The following is a 21,279-nucleotide window of genomic DNA, read 5'->3' as shown; positions in this document are numbered from 1 at the left end:
CCATGAACTGGATGAGCTGATTCTATCACTTGCGGAGATAAAATCAGCTCCGGGCCTCTACACCTGTTGGAACTGATAAATAGACCCCAGTTTCAGAAGGCCGGTTAACTCGTCCAGTGCTGTGCGGGACTCAATCAGAAGTTCAGGATCGGCAAGATCGGCTTCAGTGAGCCTGTCGCGGTAATGCTTTTCTACCCAGTGGCAGAGTGTTGTGTAAAGAGTGTCGTTTATCAGGCAGGCCTGGTTGGTGGCAGCCAGTTCTTCAGAGGTCAGCACAACTCTCAGGCGCAAGCAGGCAGGTCCACCGCCATTATTCATACTTTGACGCAGGTCGAACACTTTGATGTCATTGATGGGATTATCGGACGCAACCAGCCCTTCCAGATAGGTTGCGACCTGTCGATCGCTCTGGCAATCGGAGGGAACAACAATCGTCATATCACGGTCGGAAGTGCTGAGCAGCTGGCTGTTGAACAGGTAACTTTTCACCGCCGTTTCCACTCTGATCTGACTTTCAGGCACTTCGATAATGCAGAAGTCATCCCGGCCATAGGCATTTTTCAGGTCGTTATAGACCTGAGCCTGGTTCAGGAAAGCTTTCTCGTGACAGAACAGGACGTTGCGATTCCCCACAGCAATAACATCATTATGGAAAACCCCCTGATCAATGACTTCGGGGTTTTGCTGTGCAAATACAGTACGACGGGTATTCAGTTGATGGTTGCGGGCAACAGCCTGTGAGGCTTCCAGAGTCTGTCGAGCCGGAAACTTTGTTGGAGCTGGCCGGGCGTCATCAAAGCTGTAACGGCCATAAACAAAGAATTCTACCCCTTCGTCTCCATAGTTCTGACAGAAACGGGTATGGTTGGCTGCCCCCTCATCGCCGAAGTGAGAGGTACTGAAAAGGGCAGGATGATGGGTGAAATGTTCCTCGCTGGAGAAAACGGCTTTTAGAATTCTGCCTGTTATCTCATGCTCAATGGAACGGTGAAACTTGTTGCACAGGTTTGCGGGTGTAAAGTGCACAGTACCAGAGGTTGTATCGGCGCTGGGTGATACGGTAGCGGCATTAGCGGTCCACATGGTGGATGCAGAACTGCATGCGGCAAGAATTGTGGGCGCCTGTCGTGAGGCTTCGGCAAGCACCTGTTCATCACTGCCGCTAAAACCAAGCTTGCGCAGGGTATAAACGTCAGGTCTTTCCTGGGGTGCCAGTACTCCCTGTACTAAACCCATGTCGTGCAATGCCTTCATTTTCGCCAGACCCTGCAACGCAGCCTGTTTGGGATTGGAAGGCGCTGACTGGTGATGGGTTGAGGCGATATTGCCCAGAGACAGGCCAGCATAGTTATGGGTTGGACCTACCAGGCCGTCAAAATTGGCTTCAACAGTTTTATTCATATTTCTTCTATCCTGATCTCGGAGCCAGCGTTATTAAAGCTTCAAACCCGGTGCCAGTTTTTCCGGGAGTGACAGGCTCTCAGCTTCCACACTGGCTATAGGGTAAGCGCAGTAATCAGCAGCAAAGTAGGCACTGGGGCGGTGGTTACCACTGTCACCAATACCACCAAATGGCGCAGCACTGCTGGCTCCGGTAATGGGCTTGTTCCAGTTGACGATTCCGGCTCGGGAGCGGTGCAGGAACTGTTCATAGTCTTGACGACTGTCACTGAAAATGCCTGCGGAGAGTCCATAGCGGGTGTTATTGGCCTGTTCAATGGCTTCGTCGAGCTGGTTATAACGAATTACCTGCAACAGAGGGCCAAAGTATTCTTCATCAGGCAGCTCTTTAATGGCGGTAACATCAATAATGCCGGGTGACAGTAAACCGGTGCCTTTCTTCAATTTTTGGCTCGTCAGCAGTGATTGACCACCCAGCTGCTGCAGGCTTGTCTGAGCTTGAAGAATACCGTCCGCCGCGGCTTCTGAAATAACGGCTCCCATGAAGGGTTGATCTTCATCATTCCATTGACCCACTTTGATGTTGCCAGCGGCTTCAACCAGCTGATCAATAAAATTATTACCCCATTCTGAGGCAGGAACGAACAAGCGCCTGGAGCAGGTGCAGCGCTGACCGGCAGTAATAAATGCTGACTGAATAGCGTCGTGTATCGCTGCTTTGTGGTCTTTAACTTCAGTAATAATTAATGGATTATTGCCACCCATCTCAAGAGCCAGAATCTTGCCTGGCTGGCCACCAAACTGCTGGTGGATCAGTCTTCCGGTATTGGAACTGCCGGTGAAGAACAGACCGTCAATGCCTTTGTGCCCGGCCAGAGCCATACCCGTTTCTTTCTCGCCCTGAACCATGTTCAACACGCCTTCCGGCAGACCGGCCTGCTGCCAGAGTTTGATGGTTTCTTCCGCAGTGGCCGGGGTCAGTTCGCTGGGTTTGAAGACAATCGTATTGCCCGCCAGCAAGGCCGGAACAATGTGCCCATTGGGTAAGTGTCCTGGAAAATTGTAGGGGCCAAAAACCGCGACGACACCATGAGGCTTGTGTCGTATAAAAGCGCGAGCTCCCGGCATGGCGTTTTCTGTCGTTCCGGTGCGCTCGTTATAGGCTTTGATAGAAATTTCAATCTTGCCTTTCATGGCCGCAGCTTCGGTTCTGGATTCCCAGAGGGGTTTACCCGTCTCCATGGCAATGGTCCTGGCCAGCAAGTCAGCATTTTCTTCAACCTGCCCGGCAAACTTGCGCACCAGTTTAATGCGGTCTTCCAGAGTGCGTGCAGCCCATTCCGGCTGGGCTTTTCGGGCTGCTGAAATAGCCTGATCAACTTGGGAGGGTTGAGCAGCAGAACCACTCCAGACGATTTCTCCACTGGCTGGATTCAGGGAATGAAATGTTTGACCCTCACCCTGAAGCCATTGTGCTTTTATAAATAGAGAACCTTTCATAATGTAACTCCCGTAATGAGCCAAGGGCTGTTTATCGATGACTGCTTCTTAGCGATGACTTCGTTGTGGGTTGAAAAGTGGCACGACTCTGAGTTCATCGCCGTCCTGTACATTCAGTGCCTGGGCCTGTTTCTGGCTGATGTTGACGAACTCCAGTCCTTCAAACGACAGTTGTCCAGCCATGCAGCGGAATTCACGGAAGTGACTGTTGGCCATCAGCCAGACCGTTTCATCGGTATCCAGATGGTCATGGACCTTGACCCGGTAGCGGCGGGAATCCCTGATCGCCCGGATGTCTTTAACCTGAGTTTCCAGCACTGGGCCGCCATCAAAAATGTCGATATAGCCGGTGTATCGGAACCCTTCGCCCTCCAGTAGTTTTCTCGCCGGTACGGTATCCTCATGAGTCTGGCCAATGACACTCTGGGCTTTTGCGGGTAACAGGTTGCTATAGATGGGGTTGCGTGGCATCAACTCGGCGATGAAGGATTTACCACGGGCGACCTGCCGATCAGCCTCGACAAAATCCACGGCAAAGAATTGTCTGCCCAGAGCTTCCCAGAAAGGCGATTCGCCCTCTTCATCGGAGAAACCACGGAGTTCAGCAATGACGCTTTCATCAAAGCGAGGCTCATGAGCGGCCATGAAAAGAAAGCGGCATTTGGACAACAGGTGTCCATTGCTGGATTTGCGGTATTCCGGTGTCAGGAACAGAGTGCAGAGTTCTGAATGACCGGTGTGGTCACTGCAAAGCGTCAGGGTCTTGATGCGGGTATAGACATCCAGTTCTCTGGAGGCATGTACCTGAGTGTTGACCTTATAGTTGTACCAGGGATCTTTAAGGCCCACTGCGGACTCAATGCCGCAGACACCAACGACCTTTCCCGTTTCCGTGTCTTCCATGACGAACAGGTAGTAAGCTTCTTCCAGAGGTTTTTCAGCCCTGAAGGAGTTGACTGTCCATTCGAGCTTTTTCTGCACCATTTCTGGATCAGGTTGCAGGGAAGAGAATCCCACGCCGGTTATCTGGGCAATCTGCCAGAGAGCGTCGTGATCCTGTTCGGTGATGGGTCTGATTATCATCATAAGAAAACGTCACTGAATAGTTGTTTTTTTGATTATCTTGAGTTGAACAGAGCAGCCTGAGAAAAAAATCGCACTGTCTCAGTTGTCTTCTTCACTGACTGAACAACATCAGATTATTGGGTTGACCTGGTATCAGTGCTTTCAAAAATTTTGTCAGCAGAAGCGGCTACAAACCCTTGATAGAGTTTGCCATCGGGCAGAGGGTAGCGCTTGGCAAACTCATAGAAGCAGCCGGGGATTTCCCGGTCACCATCGGAGAAGCTGACGTTAACTTTACCGGCCATGGTGGATGACTGCTCCAGAAGCACCTCGGGAGAGCCTTTCACCAGACCGCCGCTTTCATTCAGTATGAAACCATTGTCCTGCAGCATCTGGTTCAGAACATGGATGTCATCATGGGATTGCAGGTGATTGATGGAAACAGTGAAGTGGTTGGGACGGTATCCGAGGGCTGCTACCCAGGCAGCGTATTCACTTTCCTGTAATAGCAGGTCATAGTCTTGCTGACTGACCGTCCAGGGACGTCCTGAAAAACAGAAATTATCCTGAAGAACAGACGCTTCAGTGACCTGGTTGACCAGGCTGTGGATAACTTGCTGAGCCTCAATGGACAGCGCTTCAACCAGCAGCTCACTGATAAATACTTTTGGCAGGGTGTCGTCTGGATGCTGGAAGTGTTTGGCTACCAGTTTTCTGCCAGGAAACTCATAGTCGCCGCCGGCAACATAGCCTGCATCGAGAAAGGCGCGGGCTACTTTTTCGAGACTGACCCTTTCCAGATTATACGTGCGCAGTGCAATGTGATCATTGATCACCACGCCATCATTTTGAGCAGCAAAGAGGTTATGGATTGTTCGGGCGTCAGGGGTCAGTTCCAGATAATTCTGCCACATGGCTTCCAGAAGGGTTTTGATCGTGTTTGTTTTGGCTTCTGTCATTGCCTGTTTCCTCTAACTTTATAAGTCTAAGGTCTTTTAATAGCTAACTGCCACTCTGACGGGGTCTCCGTCACTCAGTTGCAGCAGATCCGTTTGTTTCTGTGTCAGGGTGGGGGCTTGAGGGTTGAAAGCCGTGCTGATGCATCGAAAAGACCGGGCCGATGTATTGGCAACAAGATAGTCGTTGTTTTGTGCATCAACTGTTTCTCGCTCAGCCGATGTTGTGGATACATCAGGTTGATGGGTCTGGCTGTCACGCAAAGTGGTCAGCCGGTCGGTTCCTGCTTCCAGAGTGGGGCCAGCATCAAAAATATCCACATACCCCTGATAGCTGAAACCCTCCCGTTCTAGAATGTTAAACACCGGCTCCCGATCAGGTCTGGGTTCACCAATGACTGCTCTTGCCTGCTTCGGGAGCAAGCGTGCGTAAATCGGATAACGAGGCATCAGGTCAGCAATAAAGTTCTTTTCCTCGAGGCCGGTCAGATAATTGGCTTTAGACATCGCCATTGGGAAAAAGTGAGTGCCCAGACTGTTCCAGAACGCTGAGTGGTTGTTTTCATCAACAACGCCCTGAATTTCTGCCAGAACACGGTCAGCAAAACGGTCTCTGTGTTCGGCTATGAACAGCAGCCTGGCACGGCTCAACAACTGAAGGTTAGACCAGCTGTCGTGTTCTTGAGAGATAAAAAGAGTGCAAAGGCTGGTGTAACCTGTGTAGTCCTGACAGAGCTTTAAAACCGTCATCCGGTTGATGGTTTGCAGTGTCTCGGAGGCATGAACTTCTTCGTCGACACGAAAGTTATAGAAAGGCGCCGAAAGACCTATCGTGGCGATAATGCCAGATATGCCAAGAATTTCACCCGTTTCCTGATCTTCCAGCACAAAGTGGTAGCTTTCTTCTCCGGCACCTTCAATGTCCTGACTGAGGGAGTCCCGGGTTTTGCAGATCAATTCTGCCAGATGATCACGGTTTGCAGGCAGGGTGGTCATTGAGCCTCTGGCGCTGCTGGCCAGTGTTTCCAGAGCACTGAGGTCTTGATAATCAACAGGTCTGACGAATTTCATGACCGGGCCTCTTTGTTCTTCAACCAGGCGTTTCCAGTGCCCAGAGCCTCATTGCGAGCCAATGTAAGCAGAAGAGCTGTACTCAATTTGGCTCTGGGCACCAGACTGCTGATTTTCAGGTACTCCTGTTCACTGTGGATATGCCCACCTTGAACACCCAGGGTATCAATATTAGGAATTCCGGCTGAGGCGAGGTTGTTGCCGTCGCAGCAGCCGCCGGTCGGCTTTACATCAAGGATCAGCCCCAGGGCATGACCACACTGTCTGGCCAGCTCAAACAGCTGCTGATTGGCCGGAGTGAGTACTTTAGGCTTTCTGCCAAAGCCACCGTGAAGTTCCAGGCGGATGCTGTTGCGACTGCTGATCTCATTGACAATCATCTGCAGTTCCTTAAGGCACCACTGCTCATCGTCCGGTCTCTCCAGGCGGATATTGAAACGACTTATGCATTTGTCGGGAACAATATTGGTTGCTCCACCACCGTGAATATAGCCGGGATTAAATGTGACACCTTCCCGCTTGCCGTTCAGGTCATCCATAGCTGAAACAAAGTCGCACAGGGCACGAATAGCATTTCTTCCCAGATGATGTTCCCTGCCAGCGTGGGCTGCTTTGCCGTAGCAGACAGCAGTGAAATTTCCGCTGCCCTTGCGTTGACCAGCGAAGCTGCCATCAGGGAAGCAGGGTTCGTAAATCATGCCCAGATCTACACGACTGGCGGCTTCTTTTATTAACGCAGCAGAACCCGGTGAACCAATTTCTTCATCCGGGTTAAACAGAATTTCCCAGCCGATATGCTCAGCCCAAGGGCTTGCTTCCAGAATCTTAAGTGCATTCAGCATCACAATGATGCCTCCTTTCAAATCGGTAACACCCGGACCATTGATGGTATCTTCATCAAGTTGGACAACCTTCTGGAAAGAACTGTCTTTTGGGAACACGGTGTCCATGTGGCCGCACAGGAAAACCTGAAGGGGAGCCTCGGGGCGCTTACGGATTCTCAGAGCCTTGCCTAGCTCGTGTTGAATCACTTCTCCCTGGTCATTAATCACTTCGTAAGGTTCCAGATCAATGACTTCTTGCTCTCCACCCAGAGGTGCAGTCATTTGTCTGAGGCGTTCCATAACCTGATTAACGCCCGTGGCATTGAGACTGCCAGAGTTGATTTCAGCCAGTTCAATGGTGTCTATGAGCATCTCTGCCTGAAGGCTGTCCAGACGGGTTAGCAGGGATTGGAACGGGGCAAGAAGGTCGGACATGAAACACCATTTTCAGAGATGGTTTTTGTTGAAATGCACACTAAAGCTGCATTCTCTTCTGATAAAAGAGGGGCACCGGCCAGAAGCAAGAGACCGGTGCTGTGGTTAATTATGAATTGACTACCTTGGCAATTGCCCGTTCGAGTGCTGCCATACCTTCACGGATATCTTCATCCGGGATGATCAGTGAGGGGGCCATTCTCAGCACATTCGGTCCGGCAACCAGCATCATCAGACCTTCTTCAGCAGCAGCAGCCAGAAAGTCTTTGGCTTTGCCGTGCCAGTTTTCTGTCAGTTCAGCACCAATAAGCAAGCCTTTGCCACGAACTTCCCTGAAAATGCCATAAGTTTTGTTAATGCGTTCCAGCTCGCTTCGGAAGAGTTCGTGTTTGCTGCTGACATTGGCCAGAACCTGGTCGTTGTGGATCAGGTTAATGGTTTCAAGAGCGACAGCGCAGGCCAGCGGGTTACCGCCATAGGTGCTGCCGTGGCTGCCAAAGCCGAAGCTTTTGGCTACCTCGTCGTTGGTCAGCATGGCAGCCACAGGGAAGCCGCCGCCCAGTGACTTGGCTGTGGTCAGAATGTCTGGAATGACACCGGTGGACATGTAAGCATAAAACTCACCGGAACGGCCTACACCGGTTTGCACTTCATCCAAAACCATCAGAGCTTTGTGTTCATCACACAGTGCTCTTACGCCCTTCAGAAACTCAGGGTCTGCCGGGATCACCCCACCTTCACCCTGGATCGGTTCCAGAACAACCGCACAGGTCTTGTCGGAAATGGCCGCTTTCAGGGCTTCCAGATCGTTGTAGGGAAGATGAGTCACACCGGCGGGAACCGGCGCATAACCCTCACAGTAACTTGGCTGGCCACCCACTGTTACAGCAAACAGGCTGCGACCGTGGAAGGAACTCTTGAAGGATATGATTTCATGCTTTTCAGGGCCGAAATGATCAAAAGAATACTTTCTGGCCAGCTTGAAGGCTGCTTCGTTGGCTTCGGTGCCAGAGTTACAGAAGAAAACTTTATCGGCAAAAGAGATTTCGGTCAGGCGCTGGGCCAGAGCCAGAGCAGGCTCGTTGGTATAAACATTACTCAGATGCCAGAGCTTTTCACTCTGTTCCTTGAGAGTTTTGACCAGCTGAGGGTGGCAGTGGCCAAGGGCGTTAACGGCAATACCCCCTGCGAAATCGATGTATTCACGGCCTTTCTGATCCCAGATTCGTGATCCTTTTCCGCGAACGGGAATCATCGCCTGTGGTGCATAGTTTGGCACCATGACTTCATCGAAGGTCGCTCTGTTAACGGAGTATTCGCTCATTTCTTGTCCTCGGTGTACATGGTTTTTATAGAGTGAGCGTCTTTCAACAGGGTACAGACTGAAATGCGCCGCTTCCGATCATGGCTGATTTATCATGAACTTATTTATTGTTTTGGCCGCTTGCCTGTCCACTATAGATCAAAGTCGGTTCGAACAGTTTACACCAAGCGACCTGAAGTTTTCTCTGAGGACCATATTGCACCAATCGAGCTTTATAACTCCCCAGATTGAAGCACTTGAAGAGGTCGGGTGTCGTAAAGTTTTTCATGTCCAGCTGTGAGAATGAAGCGAACAGGATTACCAAGTGCATCCGTCGCAGCGTGGATCTTGGTTGTTAAACCTCCCCTTGATTTTCCAACTGCCTCGGCACTGTTATCCGTTTTTTTGGAGCACCGTGTTGATGAACACGGGTGATTGATCCGTCAACCATGAGGTATTCCATATCACAATCCTGACTCAGTTCTTCAAAGACTTGATTCCATATTCCTTTCAAGCTCCAGCGACTGAATCGGTTGTATATATTGTGCCAATCACCGAACTCTTCAGGCATGTCTCACCAAGGTGCTCCGGAACGAGCAAGCCAGAGAATCGACTCAATGAATAACCTGTTGTCAGTTGTTGGTTCGGGGTCAGAGACCTTACCCGGCAGCATGTCTTTGATCCGATCCCATTGTTGATCTTTGAGTACTGTGCGAGACATGGCAAACCTAAATGCCATACTCCAGATCACTTTTAGGTGTCTTACCGGTCAGGTTACTGATGTTTTTATCTGTTCGGTCGGTTGGATAAGAACGCCCCCTAGCTCCCAATGACAGAACGAAAAGAATTCTGCCACGGTGATCATTTCAAGCTTTTTGGAGTTTGGTTGTAACGCTTAAGCCAAGCGCCTGCATAACGGACAGGATGGTTTTCAATGTTGGGTTTCCATCCTCACTGAATGAACGATACAGCTGTTCACGGGAAAGTCCGGTCTTTTTGGCAACATTACTCATGCCTTCAGCTCTGGCAACAACACCGAGAGCTTTGGCAATATAAGACGCATCGCCAGTCTCGAAAGCATCTGCGATAAACAACTCTATAGCCTCAGGGCTGTCCAGTGCAGCAGCCGGATCATAATTGTATACAGGTTCAGTCATCACTTGTCCTCCATTGTTTTTACTAATTGTTTAGCAACTACTATATCTCTGCTCTGCGAACTCTTGTTACCTCCACACAGCAAGAGGATGATTTCATCTCCTTGTTGGCGGAAATACACACGATAACCGGGACCGTGGTGAATCCTTAGTTCGCTTATCCCTTGTCCCACGGGAGAAACATCGCCAGGTAGCCCGTTAGCCAGGCGAAAGATTCGCGCTGCTATGGCCGCCTTTGCCCGGGAACCCTTCAGCTTTCGTTCCCATTTACGATAAGTTTCAGTCTGTTTAATTGTGACCATAAAACACATTGTAGTTTATAAACTACGGACTGGAAAGATGATCTGAATATTTCCCAAGGGATGAAATTATGACTGGCGCGACTGGCATACAAGAGGGCTGAGCTTTTTGCAACGAATGTGAGCAGAAACGGCTATTTTCAAGCTTTTCGCAATGAATCTGAGCTGATTTGCAATGAATTCGAGCCTTCATGCTCATCACAGGAGTCAGAAAGCACTATGGGTATTACTGAGAAACTTTTTTTCTGAACGGCTCTGCTATTTTTTACCTTCATGTTCCCATCACAGTGATATGAGTTTATGGAGTACACAGAAGAGATCGCCAGGGCTTATGCCGAAGAGAAAAACCACCTTGGATTTATGATCCGCAGAGACCTGCCCGGAATCCTGGCTAAATACGTTAGAGCGGGAGCCCGGGCACTGGACTACGGCTGCGGTGCAGGATTGATGATTCCGCTATTAAAAGACGCCGGGTTTGATGTTGAGGGTATGGACATTTCAGACAGTATGCTCCATCAGGCCGTAAAGGATCATCAGAACACGGTATTTACCCGCATTCATTCCGCAGCTATTCCACGCCCCGATGCGTCTTATGATCTGGTGATGTTGTCTTATGTTCTGGTTGAAATAGCCTCTTTATCTGAAATGGAGGCGGTTATCCGGGAAGTGAAAAGGGTATTAAAACCTAGTGGTGTGGCGATAGTGATTGTCAGTTCAGAGCAAAAGTTCCAGGGCAACTGGTTGATGATCAATAATGACTTCCCTCAAAACAGGGAGCTTGCCAGTGGCTGTCGAGTTAAATGCTCTGTGGCGGATTCGGGGGTGGTCTTTGAAGATTTCTTCTGGACTGATGAGGACTACCGCTCAGTATTCTCTCTGTCGAATTTGAACCTGCTGGCCTGTAGTCAGCCCCTGGGGACGGCAGATGACGGGATGCCGTGGAAGGACGAGCTTCATTCACCTTTGTTCAGTATTTACATTTTGGGGCATTGTTGTCCTGACTGAAGCTGCAAGGCTTATTTCTGTAGTGAAAAAAGGTGCCTTTGATTGTTATGATGCATTTTTCAGAGTCTGGCTTTTGTCCTCAGAGATATCATCAGGCACGCTTTACGAGTATTTTTTCTCTGTGAATAATAATTCTTTTTTCGGTTCCGGAGATTGCAGCGCAGAAAGGAGCTATGGGTGAGTAAGCCTTGCAAGGTCGGTTTTCTTTTATATCCCGGCTTCTCTCTGCTGGGGTTCTCTTCAGCCCTGGAAGTGCTGAGAGCAGTTAATCAGGTGACCGGACAGAGGGTTTATGAGAGTGTTGTCATCGCAGAGTCAGCGGTCACGAGTAACCTGGGTCTTTCGATTGAGCCCTCTCAGTCGGCGCTGGAATTCATGGATGTGGTGATTCTGGTCGCTTCAAAAACAGAGGTTCAGATTCCATCTGCCGCATTGTCTGAGGCATCTGTGTTGGGTGGGATTGGCAAAGGTGCCAACCTGTTGGCGAGTGCCGGTCTTCTTGATGGTTATCGGGCTCGACTGGAAGGGGCCACTGATGCCCTTCAGGAACTCTACCCCCGGGTGGCGTTGAGCCAGACGACTTTTGAACTGGACCGAAACAGAATGACCTGTGGCGCAGGCACGGCTGCTATGGATATGATGCTCTCTCTGGTCGCCCGGGAGCAGGGGGTTAATCCTGCAGCCAGTGTATCGGAATTATTGGTGAGGGATCGTCTTGGCGGGCCGGTGACGTCTTCTTTTGTCGTGCCCCCCGTCAGGAAGCAGCAGCCACAGATTGAGGAGGCAACTCAGTTGATGGCTGCCAATATAGAGGAGCCCCTGGGTGCCGATGAACTGGCTTCTCTGGTGGGTATTTCCCGTAGACAGCTGGAACGACTGTTTCGAAAATATCTGGATACTGTACCTTCCAGGCACTATCTGAAACTCAGGCTTGAGCACGCCAGAAAGCTGCTCAGGGAGACTGACAATCCTGTAGTGGATGTGGGGGTTGCCTGTGGTTTCTCCAATGCTTCACATTTCAGCACGGCGTATAAAAACCATTTTGATCTGACGCCCAGGGAAGAGCGGCAATCGTAAGTTAGCCTTTTACAGTCAGCGCAGTAAAAGGCTACGCAAGATATCAATACAGGCTGAAAACCTGTCTGCCGTCGATAAAAGTCATCAGGACTTCGTGATTTTTGTTCATAACCGCTATGGATGCTCGCTTACCGACTTTAATGCTGCCCAGTTCGTCCTGCAGCCCGAGCAAAGTCGCTGGTGTCAGAGAAGCCATGTGAACGGCACTCAGAGGGTCTACAGCCACTTTTTCGATCATGTTGGCTACGGCACGATTCAGTGTCAGGGTGCTTCCTGCCAGAGCACCCGATTCGGTTCTGGCCACACCGTCTTTGACATGAACTGTCAACAGTCCCAGCTGGTATTCCCCGTCGCTCAATCCACCTGCACACATGCAATCGGTGATCAAAGCGGTTTTATCAGCCCCTTTGAGGCGGTAAACCAGATCCATCACTATGGGGTCAACATGGACACCGTCTGCAATCAATTCTGCATAGATATCCCGGTGGTGCAGAACAGCACCGGCGGTACCGGGTTGACGATGATGCAATCCGAGCATCTGGTTAAAAATATGAACGCCGCCGACGGCTCCCGCTGCAAAGGCTTTCTTGCAGACATCGTAAGAAGCGCCTGTATGACCAATCATGACGCGGACATTCTTGCTGGTCAGGTACTCAATCGCTTCAATGCCGCCCTCAATTTCAGGGGCAAGAGCCAGTGAGCGAAGGGTGCCACCCGATGCTGCCAGCAACTCATCCAGTCTTTCTTTTGTGGGTTTCAGGAAATAGCTGCTTTCATGGGCGCCTTTGAAGCGTTCGGAAAAAAATATGGCTTCGCTGTAGGAACCCAGTACTTCTGCACCCTCAACGCCCTGCTCGATGCACTCCTTAACGTTATTCAGGGCCGCGAGGTTCCTTTCCCAAGTATCAGTAACAGTAGTGGCAAGAAAGCCTACGACACCTTTAGCAGCAATGCTTTTTGAGATGGTATTAATGGCTTCGTGGCTGGCATCCATGACGTCAAAGCCAGCGCTGCCATGAATATGTAAATCAATGAGGCCAGGGACAATTTGACTGTCTCCCAGATCCATGATGTCCGCGTCTTCATCAGGCACACGGTCAATGGCCGCAATACGGCCGTCCGTTATTTTCAGAAAACTGTCCTGGAGAATGCCTTCTTCAGTGAAGATCTTTTTTGCCTTCAGATAAAAAGTCGTCATGTCTCAGACCTATCAGCAGGAAAATGATCAAAAATTGTACCATGACGCTAAACGAGCTCCGTAGGGTTATGATTACCTATGCTCAGGGGAGGATGCTCAGGGGCCGGTGAGGTGATCATCGGTTCTTACTGGTGTGAGCTGACTCTGAGAATTTCTTCACGCACTTCGGTGAGCGCTTCCCGAAAGCTGCCATCGTATTGCTGCAATTTTTCGATGACCTCAGGCAGCATGCCCTTTAACATGCGACCCGGATGTTCAGGCAGGGTTTCTGGCATCTGGCTCAATACCTGGTTCATCCTGCCTTCTGCCTGAATGATGATGGATTTCAGACGTTCAAACTCCAACCCCTGACTTTCCAGGCTGACTTTTCTGCCAGAGCGCGACAGTGCCAACTTATCAAGCATTTCCTGAAGCTTGATATCGTGGTTTCCCAACATCCCTTCAATGTGCTGAAGGCCAGCCAGATAGGCTGAAGCGCTTGCTTTTCCGACGGGCGCAACAGGGGTTGCTTTGACGGCATCAGACGCTTCTGCTGAGGCTACTCCTGGCTGTTTACCCTGAGCCATGTCGGCCCGATAGGGACTGATAGCGGCAATCTGCCCCAGAAGCTCATGGATGATGGCATAGTTGAATTGCAACATCTCTTCCATGTGGCTTTTCAGGTCTTGAAAAGTGAATTTTACTTCTTCTTCGACCTGTTGCTCACTGGAAAGGCCCAATTCTGGATCTTGTCGCGGGCTGGAGAGGGGAGTGGGGCGATTATTGATATCTTCGATGGCCATAAGAAATCCGTTTCTGTTGATCGATAGACCTAATTTTAGTCGGACTTAATACAGCTTTGGCTTGAAAGTATGAATCCGACCCGTCAAAGACGCCCCTGAATCAGGGGCATTTATTTTTCCGCCACAGCGCCCTTATTAAACCCTTCAAAAGCTACAACCCGGACTGAGTGATTCGGGGTATGGGCTTTCAGCGTTGTTGCGATGTGTTCTGCCAGAAGTTCCACGGTACTGTCAGTATCAATCAGGTAGCAGCGGTCTTCTGCCAGAGTCAGCTCGAAGTGGCCCTGGTCAGAGGTATAGCCAAAACGAAGGTGATCCCGCCTGCCTATGGTCACTTTTTCCAGCAGGTCTTCACGGGTAGCAATGTAGATATCTTTCCAGTTTTCGGCCCAGTCCGCTTCGAGCGTCGGGTCCCGCTTTCCGTCCAGATAGATGTGGATAGGAGAGCGGTGGCCATGGGCAATTCTCTGGCAGTCGCCCAGATGTTTTTTCAGGCCGTGGCTGTAGTGGTAGAAAGGACCGGAAAACTGTTCAGGATAAATATCCAGTTCAACACCAATGACGTTGTCTGGCAGTTCATCCAGCAAGGTTTTTTCGAGAAAGGGGGTAAGAGCTTCGGGGGTTATTTCCTGAGCATGGACCAGTAAAATTGCAGGGGCGGGAGCCTTGCATTCGATGACATCACCGGTGCTGGTCTGCATTTTGACAGAAAGGCATTCCTCGCCCTCTGTTTTGACGGTTATTGCTCCGTGAGAAGCAGGTACAAGCAGGCGGTGGTCAGCAAGAATGTCCAGAGAAGCTTTGATCTGCTTTTTGACATGGCCGAAGTCAAAGACCATGCCCTGTTCATCCAGATCGCCCCGTAGCACGACATCGACCAGCCAGGTTTCCCCTACAACCCCGCGCTCCGGCGAAAGGAAACTGAAATCAAGAGTGGTGAGTTGATTGACGAACAGTGCGGTCATTGGCTTCTGGTTCTACTGTGATTGAAGAAAACGGGCTGAAGAAAAATAATGAGTTAATCAGCAATTGTAACTCATTTCTCGAGGCGATTCAGTGCCCGGTTAAATTCTGTGAAATGGGCTTTCGTCTGGCCGCTTTCGTTGAATTGTTGCAGGCTGTTAGCTTATTGTTCACAGCTTCTGAATACCTGAAAACGTTGGAGTCCATTTTGGATCGTACCATCACACAGTCTGATCTTGAGTTTGATGCCCGGCATATCTGGCACCCTTATGGGACAACGCCCAGCCAGTATGAACTGTTTGCCGTCGAAAGCGCTTCAGGGGTCAGGCTTCGCTTGAGTGATGGCAGAGAAGTGATTGATGGGATGTCTTCCTGGTGGTGTACGGTCCACGGCTATAATCATCCGGTTATGAATCAGGCCATTAAGGATCAGGTCGATTCAATGTCCCATGTCATGTTCGGTGGGTTGACCCATAAGCCCGCCATTGAACTGTCTCGCAGACTGGTTGAGTTGACACCCGAACCGATCAAAACCGTATTTTTTGCGGATTCAGGTTCTGTCGCTGTAGAAGTGGCCATCAAGATGGCCATGCAATATTGGCAATGCAGGGGCGAGATTAACAAGAACAAGTTGCTGACATTTAAAGGTGGATACTTTGGCGATACGACCGGGGGCATGGCGGTCTGTGATCCTGATAATGGTATGCACCATCTGTTTACTGGTATTCTGCCTGAACATCATTTTGTACCCCGGCCAGGCTGCGGCTTCGATGAGACATTTGAAGACCACCATATAGAAACTTTTCGCTCTGAACTGGAGTCCCTGAATCATCAGGTGGCCGCCGTTATTATTGAGCCTATCGTTCAGGGGGCTGGTGGGATGCATTTCTACTCCCCCGACTTTCTGAGAAAAGTCAGAGCACTCTGCGATGAGCATGAGGTCTTGCTGATTCATGATGAGATTGCCACGGGTTTTGGTCGAACCGGGAAAATGTTTGCCTGTGAACACGCCGATGTTATCCCGGATATCATGTGTGTAGGTAAAGCACTGACCGGTGGCTATATGACGTTATCTGCTGTGATGTGCACCGAAGAAGTCAGTAAGGCCATCTGTGACTCTGGTCCGATCATGCACGGTCCCACTTTCATGGCTAATCCTCTGGCTTGTGCAGCCGGTGTGGCGAGCATGGATATTTTATCCTCAGGTGAGTGGGGCAATCAGGTAGCCAACATAGAGAAAAAATTATGGGTTGGTCTCTCTCCCTGTAATGAGCTTGAGAGGGTGGCCAACGTAAGGGTTCTGGGAGCTATTGGTGTGGTTGAATTGAAAGAGCCGGTGGTGATGTCTGAAATTCAACCTCGTTTCCCTGAACAGGGTGTATGGGTCAGACCTTTCGGAAAGCTGGTTTATGTTATGCCACCTTACGTCATTTCAGATGAAGATCTGGGTACTCTTTGCAGGGCCATTTGTAAGGTAGTTGAGTCCATTCGTTAACGAGCGCTGCCTCACGAGAGTGCTAATTGCCATTAATGGCTGAGGGCAGGGTTGCGCTGAAAGATTTGGTAGTTGGCGTTCCTGTGCTCAAAAAAGATTCATGGGCTGCAGAGGTTGTCTACAATTCTACGTGCTATCCGGCTCGGATAGTCAGTTGTAGAGTCCGGTGGCCTTCGTTCGGGCTTCCGGGCTGGCACTTCCCAAGGCTGCCGCTGGAGGTTTAGTCATGGCTCTCCGTTTTAATCTGCCTGGTCTGCTGGAAGACCTTGACCAGGAACAGGACTCTTGTGATGCAGAACCCTGCTATCCCTACCCGATGTTTTGCGGATTGTCTGAAGAAGTCGCCGTGAGGCAGCTGATCGTTTGTAATTCATTGGTCAAGCTGAATCTGCGTGGTGCTCCCCTCAATACGCGGTTGAATATTTCTTTGAGTCAAGGTCGTGGGCGAATGAAGGTGCTGGTAAGACTTCCCTGAGATTGGAGTTGGAGTTTGGCGCAGCAGACACTTCGAACGTAAGCTGGCGAATAAGTTCCTCCAATATGCGATAATCTCCGTCAAAGCCTATCAGAGAATGTCCATTCAACAGCCACTCTCTTTTTCGAATATAGATCTGGCTTTGCTGAAAATAAAAAGGTTGGAAGAAATTAAATCTTATTCGCGGGTTCCCTAAAATGACCGAGCAATATCCATCACTGATCAAAGAAACATTTCCTGTGGGGCCTTTGCAGTGTAACTGCACCATCATCGGTGACCCCATTACCAGGAAAGCCATCGTCATCGACCCTGGTGGTGATCCTGATGTGATCCTTGCCAAGTTGGAGAGTCACGGACTAAAATCAGTAGCGTTGATTCATACTCATGCTCACTTGGATCACTTCCTGGCTAGCGGTGAAATCAAGAAAAAGACTGGTGCTCCCATTCATCTTCACAAAGAAGATAAGTTCCTCTGGGATAATCTCGAAACTCAGTGTCGTATGTTTGGTGTGCCCTATAGCCCTGTTCCAGATCCTGACTTCTGGCTGAATGATGATCAGGAGCTTCCTTGTTGTGGGGGGGTGGCGATGCATACTCCCGGACATACCCCTGGGTCAGTGTGTTTCCACTTTGTGAAAGAGAATCTGTTGATCGCCGGAGACACCCTGTTCCGCCGATCAATTGGTAGAACGGATCTTTGGGGTGGTGACTTCAAAGCAATTGAGAAGTCCATTCGTGATCGTCTGTACACTTTGGATGAGGAAACCACTGTAGTTACAGGTCATGGTCCGGATACCTGTATTGGCGAAGAAATCCGGGAAAACAGCATTATTCGCGGTTAGGAGAAGTGAACATGTTAATGCAGCTGAAAAGAATGTCATTGGTCGTTGCCACCGCTGCGATCGTAGCGGGTTGTCATACGACCAATCCATACACCGGTGAGAAGGAAGTCAATAAAACCACAGCGTACGGTGGCATTGGTGCCGTTACCGGTGCTGTCATTGGCGGTTTGGTCGGTGGAGGCGAAGGGGCTCTGGAGGGCGCTGCGATTGGTGCTGTGGCCGGGGCTGGCTACGGTTATTACACGGACAGGCAGGAAGCAGCGCTCAGAAAAGAGCTGCAGGGAACCGGTGTTCAGGTTCACCGGGATGGAGATAACCTCAAGTTAATCATGCCCTCTAACATCACATTTGATACCAATAAGTCAGCGATCAAGTCCAGTTTTTATCCCGTTCTGGGTTCTGTTGCCAAGGTCGTCAAGGAGTTCGACAAGAATCTGGTTGACATAGTTGGCTATACCGACAGCACCGGGAGTAACAAAATTAACCTGCCTCTCTCCGAGGACCGGGCCAGGAGTGTGGCGGATTATCTGATATACCAAGGGGTTGCCGGATCTCGCATTACATACTCTGGTGCGGGTGCCTCAGATCCTATCGGCAATAACAGCACCATGCAGGGTCGTGCGCTGAACAGACGGGTAGAGATAAATTTGATACCAGATCCCAAACATCAGTAAATATTGAAAAGCCAGTGTGCCGAAACTGTTCTGAAATAAGCGGTCGGCCTCACTGGCTTCTTTTCGGGCTGGCAGATAGATTATCCCGCCATCGGTTGGCTCGTCTCATAGTGTGAGGCTTCCGGAGCTGCCTGTTCTTGCTTTGGGATTACTCGATAGCTTCTGCTTTCTTTCTGGCTTGTTGGGCAGGGGTGAGAGCCACGAGAACAAAAGATACAGCAGTCCCCTCTCTGGGGAGTCATCAGGTTTTTGCAGCTTCTGCATTCATACAGATAAACGCAAGCATCCAGTGGCATGATTTCAGTTTCGGAATGGCCACAGCAGTTACAGGTGACTGTTGACTCGGTATTAAGATGAAGTTTCATTGTCAATTTCTCTGCTTTTGTTATTTTCGTCAGGGCGTAATAATCCAATGTCGACATTGTTCCTCCTTACTTGAATGATTGTTCATAAATGTTAAGCAAGAAGTGTGACAATTATGTGTTGCCTTGAGTGATTGGGAGGTTATTTGCGGTTATGTTCAGAAGGATGTGAGGGCAGGATAAACAAACGACAGTGAGATGAGATGTTTGATTCGCATATTATGACGGGAGAGACATTTTGTCTCTCCCGAACAGGAGGCAGAATCAGGCTTTTTCGGCAGCAGCCTGAATGGCGGTTAGGGCAATAGTGTAGACAATATCGTCCACCAGAGCGCCGCGGGACAGGTCGTTCACCGGCTTGTTCAGACCCTGAAGCATTGGCCCTACGCTGATGACGTTGGCGCTGCGCTGTACGGCTTTGTAGGTAGTATTACCCGTATTGAGGTCGGGGAACACGAAGACAGTTGCACGACCAGCAACGTCTGAATCGGGCGCCTTGCTCTTGGCAACAGATTCCACGGACGCAGCGTCATACTGCAGTGGACCGTCAACTACCAGATCAGGGCGCTTCTCACGAACCAGCTGGGTAGCGTCGCGAACACGCTCAACATCTGCACCGATACCGGAAGAGCCTGTAGAGTAGCTGATCATTGCGATGCGCGGCTCAATGCCAAAGGCCTTGGCAGAGTCGGCACTCTGAATGGCAATGTTAGCCAAAGCTTCTGCATCAGGATTTGGATTAACGGCGCAGTCACCGTATACCAGAACCTGATCAGGCAACAACATAAAGAAGATGGAAGATACCAGTCCACCGGCGTCTTTTTTCGGCTTGATCAGCTGGAAAGCCGGGCGGATGGTGTTGGCGGTAGTGTGGACAGCACCGGAAACCAGGCCATCCACTTCGTCGGTAGCCAGCATCATGGTACCCAGAACAACGGTATCTTCCAGCTGAGCTTCTGCCATAGGTGCATTCAGACCTTTATGCTTGCGTAGTTCAACCATGGGCTCAATGTAACGCTGACTGATACTTCTGGGGTCCATAATGATCAGTCCTTCTGGCAGATCAAAACCGTTGTCACGAGCGACCTGTTCAATGACTTCACGGTTTCCCAGCAGGATACACTCTGCAATGCCGCGTTCCTGACAGATGATGGCAGCCTGAATGGTTCTTGGCTCGTCACCTTCTGGTAGAACAATGCGTTTGCGAGCTGCTTTAGCCTGTTGCACCAGACTGTAGCGAAATGCAGGAGGTGACAGACGACGCTCTGTCAGGCTTCCGCAGTTCTGCTTGAACCAACTGTTATTAAGATTCTCTGCGATGGTGTTCATCACTTTTTCAATACGTTCCATGTCGTCCAGAGGCAACTCGTCACTCATGCGATCCAGACGGGTAGCGGTCGTATAGGAATCATCTTCAGTCATCAGGACTGGCAGGCCGGTAGAAAATGCTTTGGCACAGAGTTCATGAACTGCATTTGACATTCTGATGCCGCTGGTGAGTAGCAGTCCGGGCAGGGGAACACCGTTGGAGGCTGCCATAGAGGTTGCCAGAACAATATCATCACGGTCACCGGCAGTAATGATCAGATTACCGGGCTTGAGGTATTGGATCATGTTACTGGGAGTTCTGGCACTCAGTGTGTAGGAATTAACACGACGCTGGGCAATGTCACCTTCGTTAATCACTTCACAACCCAGATGGCGGGCGATGTCCAGAGTGCGGTGTGAACTCAGCTGAGGATCATAGCTGATGTAACCCAGGGGCAAGAAGCTCTTGCGAGTAAACTCGGGCAAGGGTTTGAATTGTTGATCTTCAGTCAGTTGCTCAACCAGTTCTTTATCCAGTTTGTTCAGGATATAACCGATGACATTGGGGTTTTTGATACCACCAAAACTGTCGGCAGCGATTTCCAGTTTATCTGCAACATCTTCCAGGGAGTCCTTGCCTTTTTCTGAAACCAGAATGATGTCGGCGTTCAGTGTTCTGGCCATATCGCTGTTAAGGCGGTTGGCATAAGGCATATCACGGGTAGGAACCAGGCCTTCGACCACGACCACTTCAGCCCCTTCGGAAGCATCGTCGAACAGAGCGACAATCTCTTCCATAATCTCATCACCCTTATTGTCCCCCAGCAGGTTTTCAACCCTTTGGGTGGTAATCGGTGTCGGTGGCTCATGGTCCATAATACGCTGAGCCAGTCGTGTAGAACGCTCAGGTCCTTTATCCGTCGTGTGCAACTGGGCAATGGGCTTAAAGAATTTTACCCTCAGGCCCAGAGTGTCCAGTGCCCGCACCAGACCCAGGGAGACTGAAGTCAGGCCGACTCCATATCGGGTTGGGGCCAGAAAAAACGTACGCATAATGCAGCTCCAGAAATGTTTGCAAGCAAGTCAAACA

21 protein-coding genes are annotated in these 21,279 nt (G+C 50.2%); 6 read left to right on the top strand and 15 right to left on the bottom strand.

The features are described from left to right. Positions 1-57: 57 nt before the first annotated feature. From astB to P6910_RS19705, 10 genes are all read right to left on the bottom strand, one after another. Positions 58-1,401, bottom strand: coding sequence for an N-succinylarginine dihydrolase (gene astB, locus P6910_RS19750; RefSeq protein ID WP_317142965.1), 1,344 nt, complete (start codon positions 1,399-1,401; stop codon positions 58-60). A 33-nt stretch (positions 1,402-1,434) separates the two neighbouring features. Beyond that, positions 1,435-2,901, bottom strand: coding sequence for a succinylglutamate-semialdehyde dehydrogenase (gene astD, locus P6910_RS19745; protein ID WP_317142964.1), 1,467 nt, complete (start codon positions 2,899-2,901; stop codon positions 1,435-1,437). A 48-nt stretch (positions 2,902-2,949) separates the two neighbouring features. Then, entirely contained in the window at positions 2,950-3,987 is a 1,038-nt protein-coding gene (astA, locus tag P6910_RS19740) for an arginine N-succinyltransferase (protein WP_317142963.1), read from the bottom strand. A 113-nt stretch (positions 3,988-4,100) separates the two neighbouring features. Continuing rightward, positions 4,101-4,925, bottom strand: coding sequence for a DUF1338 domain-containing protein (locus P6910_RS19735; protein WP_317142962.1), 825 nt, complete (start codon positions 4,923-4,925; stop codon positions 4,101-4,103). Positions 4,926-4,961: 36 nt separating this feature from the next. Continuing rightward, complete coding sequence (locus P6910_RS19730; RefSeq protein WP_317142961.1) at positions 4,962-5,993, bottom strand: arginine N-succinyltransferase; 1,032 nt, start codon at positions 5,991-5,993, stop codon at positions 4,962-4,964. Further along, on the bottom strand, positions 5,990-7,252 hold the full coding sequence (locus P6910_RS19725) for a hydrolase (protein WP_317142960.1): 1,263 nt from the start codon (positions 7,250-7,252) through the stop codon (positions 5,990-5,992). Before P6910_RS19725 ends, P6910_RS19730 begins: the two co-directional genes overlap by 4 nt. A gap of 109 nt (positions 7,253-7,361) precedes the next feature. Further along, positions 7,362-8,576, bottom strand: a complete 1,215-nt coding sequence (locus P6910_RS19720) for an aspartate aminotransferase family protein (protein ID WP_317142959.1) — start codon at positions 8,574-8,576, stop codon at positions 7,362-7,364. A 553-nt stretch (positions 8,577-9,129) separates the two neighbouring features. Further along, positions 9,130-9,276, bottom strand: coding sequence for a transposase (locus P6910_RS19715; RefSeq protein WP_317142958.1), 147 nt, complete (start codon positions 9,274-9,276; stop codon positions 9,130-9,132). A gap of 145 nt (positions 9,277-9,421) precedes the next feature. Beyond that, positions 9,422-9,712 carry an addiction module antidote protein gene (locus P6910_RS19710; RefSeq protein WP_317142957.1) on the bottom strand — a complete coding sequence of 97 codons (291 nt, stop codon included), beginning with the start codon at positions 9,710-9,712 and terminating at the stop codon, positions 9,422-9,424. Continuing rightward, on the bottom strand, positions 9,712-10,011 hold the full coding sequence (locus tag P6910_RS19705; RefSeq protein ID WP_317142956.1) for a type II toxin-antitoxin system RelE/ParE family toxin: 300 nt from the start codon (positions 10,009-10,011) through the stop codon (positions 9,712-9,714). The genes P6910_RS19710 and P6910_RS19705 overlap by 1 nt, the downstream gene beginning before the upstream one ends. 297 nt (positions 10,012-10,308) lie before the next feature. Between P6910_RS19705 and P6910_RS19700 the strand changes: the two genes are divergently transcribed. Continuing rightward, positions 10,309-11,013 carry a class I SAM-dependent methyltransferase gene (locus P6910_RS19700; protein ID WP_317142955.1) on the top strand — a complete coding sequence of 235 codons (705 nt, stop codon included), beginning with the start codon at positions 10,309-10,311 and terminating at the stop codon, positions 11,011-11,013. Positions 11,014-11,190: 177 nt separating this feature from the next. After that, positions 11,191-12,090 carry a GlxA family transcriptional regulator gene (locus P6910_RS19695; protein WP_317142954.1) on the top strand — a complete coding sequence of 300 codons (900 nt, stop codon included), beginning with the start codon at positions 11,191-11,193 and terminating at the stop codon, positions 12,088-12,090. Positions 12,091-12,133: 43 nt separating this feature from the next. On the opposite strand, the gene nagA is transcribed toward P6910_RS19695, so the two are convergent. From nagA to P6910_RS19680, 3 genes are all read right to left on the bottom strand, one after another. Continuing rightward, complete coding sequence (gene nagA, locus P6910_RS19690; RefSeq protein WP_317142953.1) at positions 12,134-13,288, bottom strand: N-acetylglucosamine-6-phosphate deacetylase; 1,155 nt, start codon at positions 13,286-13,288, stop codon at positions 12,134-12,136. Positions 13,289-13,413: 125 nt separating this feature from the next. Continuing rightward, positions 13,414-14,070, bottom strand: coding sequence for a hypothetical protein (locus tag P6910_RS19685; protein WP_317142952.1), 657 nt, complete (start codon positions 14,068-14,070; stop codon positions 13,414-13,416). 110 nt (positions 14,071-14,180) lie between these two features. Then, positions 14,181-15,035 (bottom strand): 6-carboxytetrahydropterin synthase, encoded by an 855-nt coding sequence (locus tag P6910_RS19680; RefSeq protein ID WP_317142951.1) that lies wholly within the window; start codon positions 15,033-15,035, stop codon positions 14,181-14,183. On the opposite strand from P6910_RS19680, the gene bioA reads away from it, so the two are divergent. From bioA to P6910_RS19660, 4 genes are all read left to right on the top strand, one after another. Next, positions 15,035-16,528: an adenosylmethionine--8-amino-7-oxononanoate transaminase gene (gene bioA / locus P6910_RS19675; protein WP_317142950.1), complete on the top strand. Its 1,494-nt coding sequence runs from the start codon at positions 15,035-15,037 to the stop codon at positions 16,526-16,528. The genes P6910_RS19680 and bioA overlap by 1 nt on opposite strands. 226 nt (positions 16,529-16,754) lie before the next feature. Next, complete coding sequence (locus tag P6910_RS19670) at positions 16,755-17,003, top strand: hypothetical protein (protein ID WP_317142949.1); 249 nt, start codon at positions 16,755-16,757, stop codon at positions 17,001-17,003. 197 nt (positions 17,004-17,200) lie between these two features. Beyond that, positions 17,201-17,845 (top strand): MBL fold metallo-hydrolase, encoded by a 645-nt coding sequence (locus tag P6910_RS19665; RefSeq protein ID WP_317142948.1) that lies wholly within the window; start codon positions 17,201-17,203, stop codon positions 17,843-17,845. A gap of 11 nt (positions 17,846-17,856) precedes the next feature. Continuing rightward, positions 17,857-18,519 carry an OmpA family protein gene (locus P6910_RS19660; RefSeq protein ID WP_317142947.1) on the top strand — a complete coding sequence of 221 codons (663 nt, stop codon included), beginning with the start codon at positions 17,857-17,859 and terminating at the stop codon, positions 18,517-18,519. Between the two features lie 80 nt (positions 18,520-18,599). On the opposite strand, the gene P6910_RS19655 is transcribed toward P6910_RS19660, so the two are convergent. Both P6910_RS19655 and pta read right to left on the bottom strand, forming a co-directional pair. Continuing rightward, positions 18,600-18,884, bottom strand: coding sequence for a GDCCVxC domain-containing (seleno)protein (locus P6910_RS19655; RefSeq protein ID WP_317146572.1), 285 nt, complete (start codon positions 18,882-18,884; stop codon positions 18,600-18,602). A gap of 261 nt (positions 18,885-19,145) precedes the next feature. Beyond that, complete coding sequence (gene pta, locus P6910_RS19650) at positions 19,146-21,242, bottom strand: phosphate acetyltransferase (protein ID WP_317142946.1); 2,097 nt, start codon at positions 21,240-21,242, stop codon at positions 19,146-19,148. Positions 21,243-21,279 lie beyond the last annotated feature (37 nt).

Source organism: Endozoicomonas sp. 8E, assembly GCF_032883915.1.
Classification (GTDB): domain Bacteria; phylum Pseudomonadota; class Gammaproteobacteria; order Pseudomonadales; family Endozoicomonadaceae; genus Endozoicomonas_A.
Note: the sequence above shows the minus strand (reverse complement) of the source record. Positions and strands in the feature narration are given on the sequence as shown.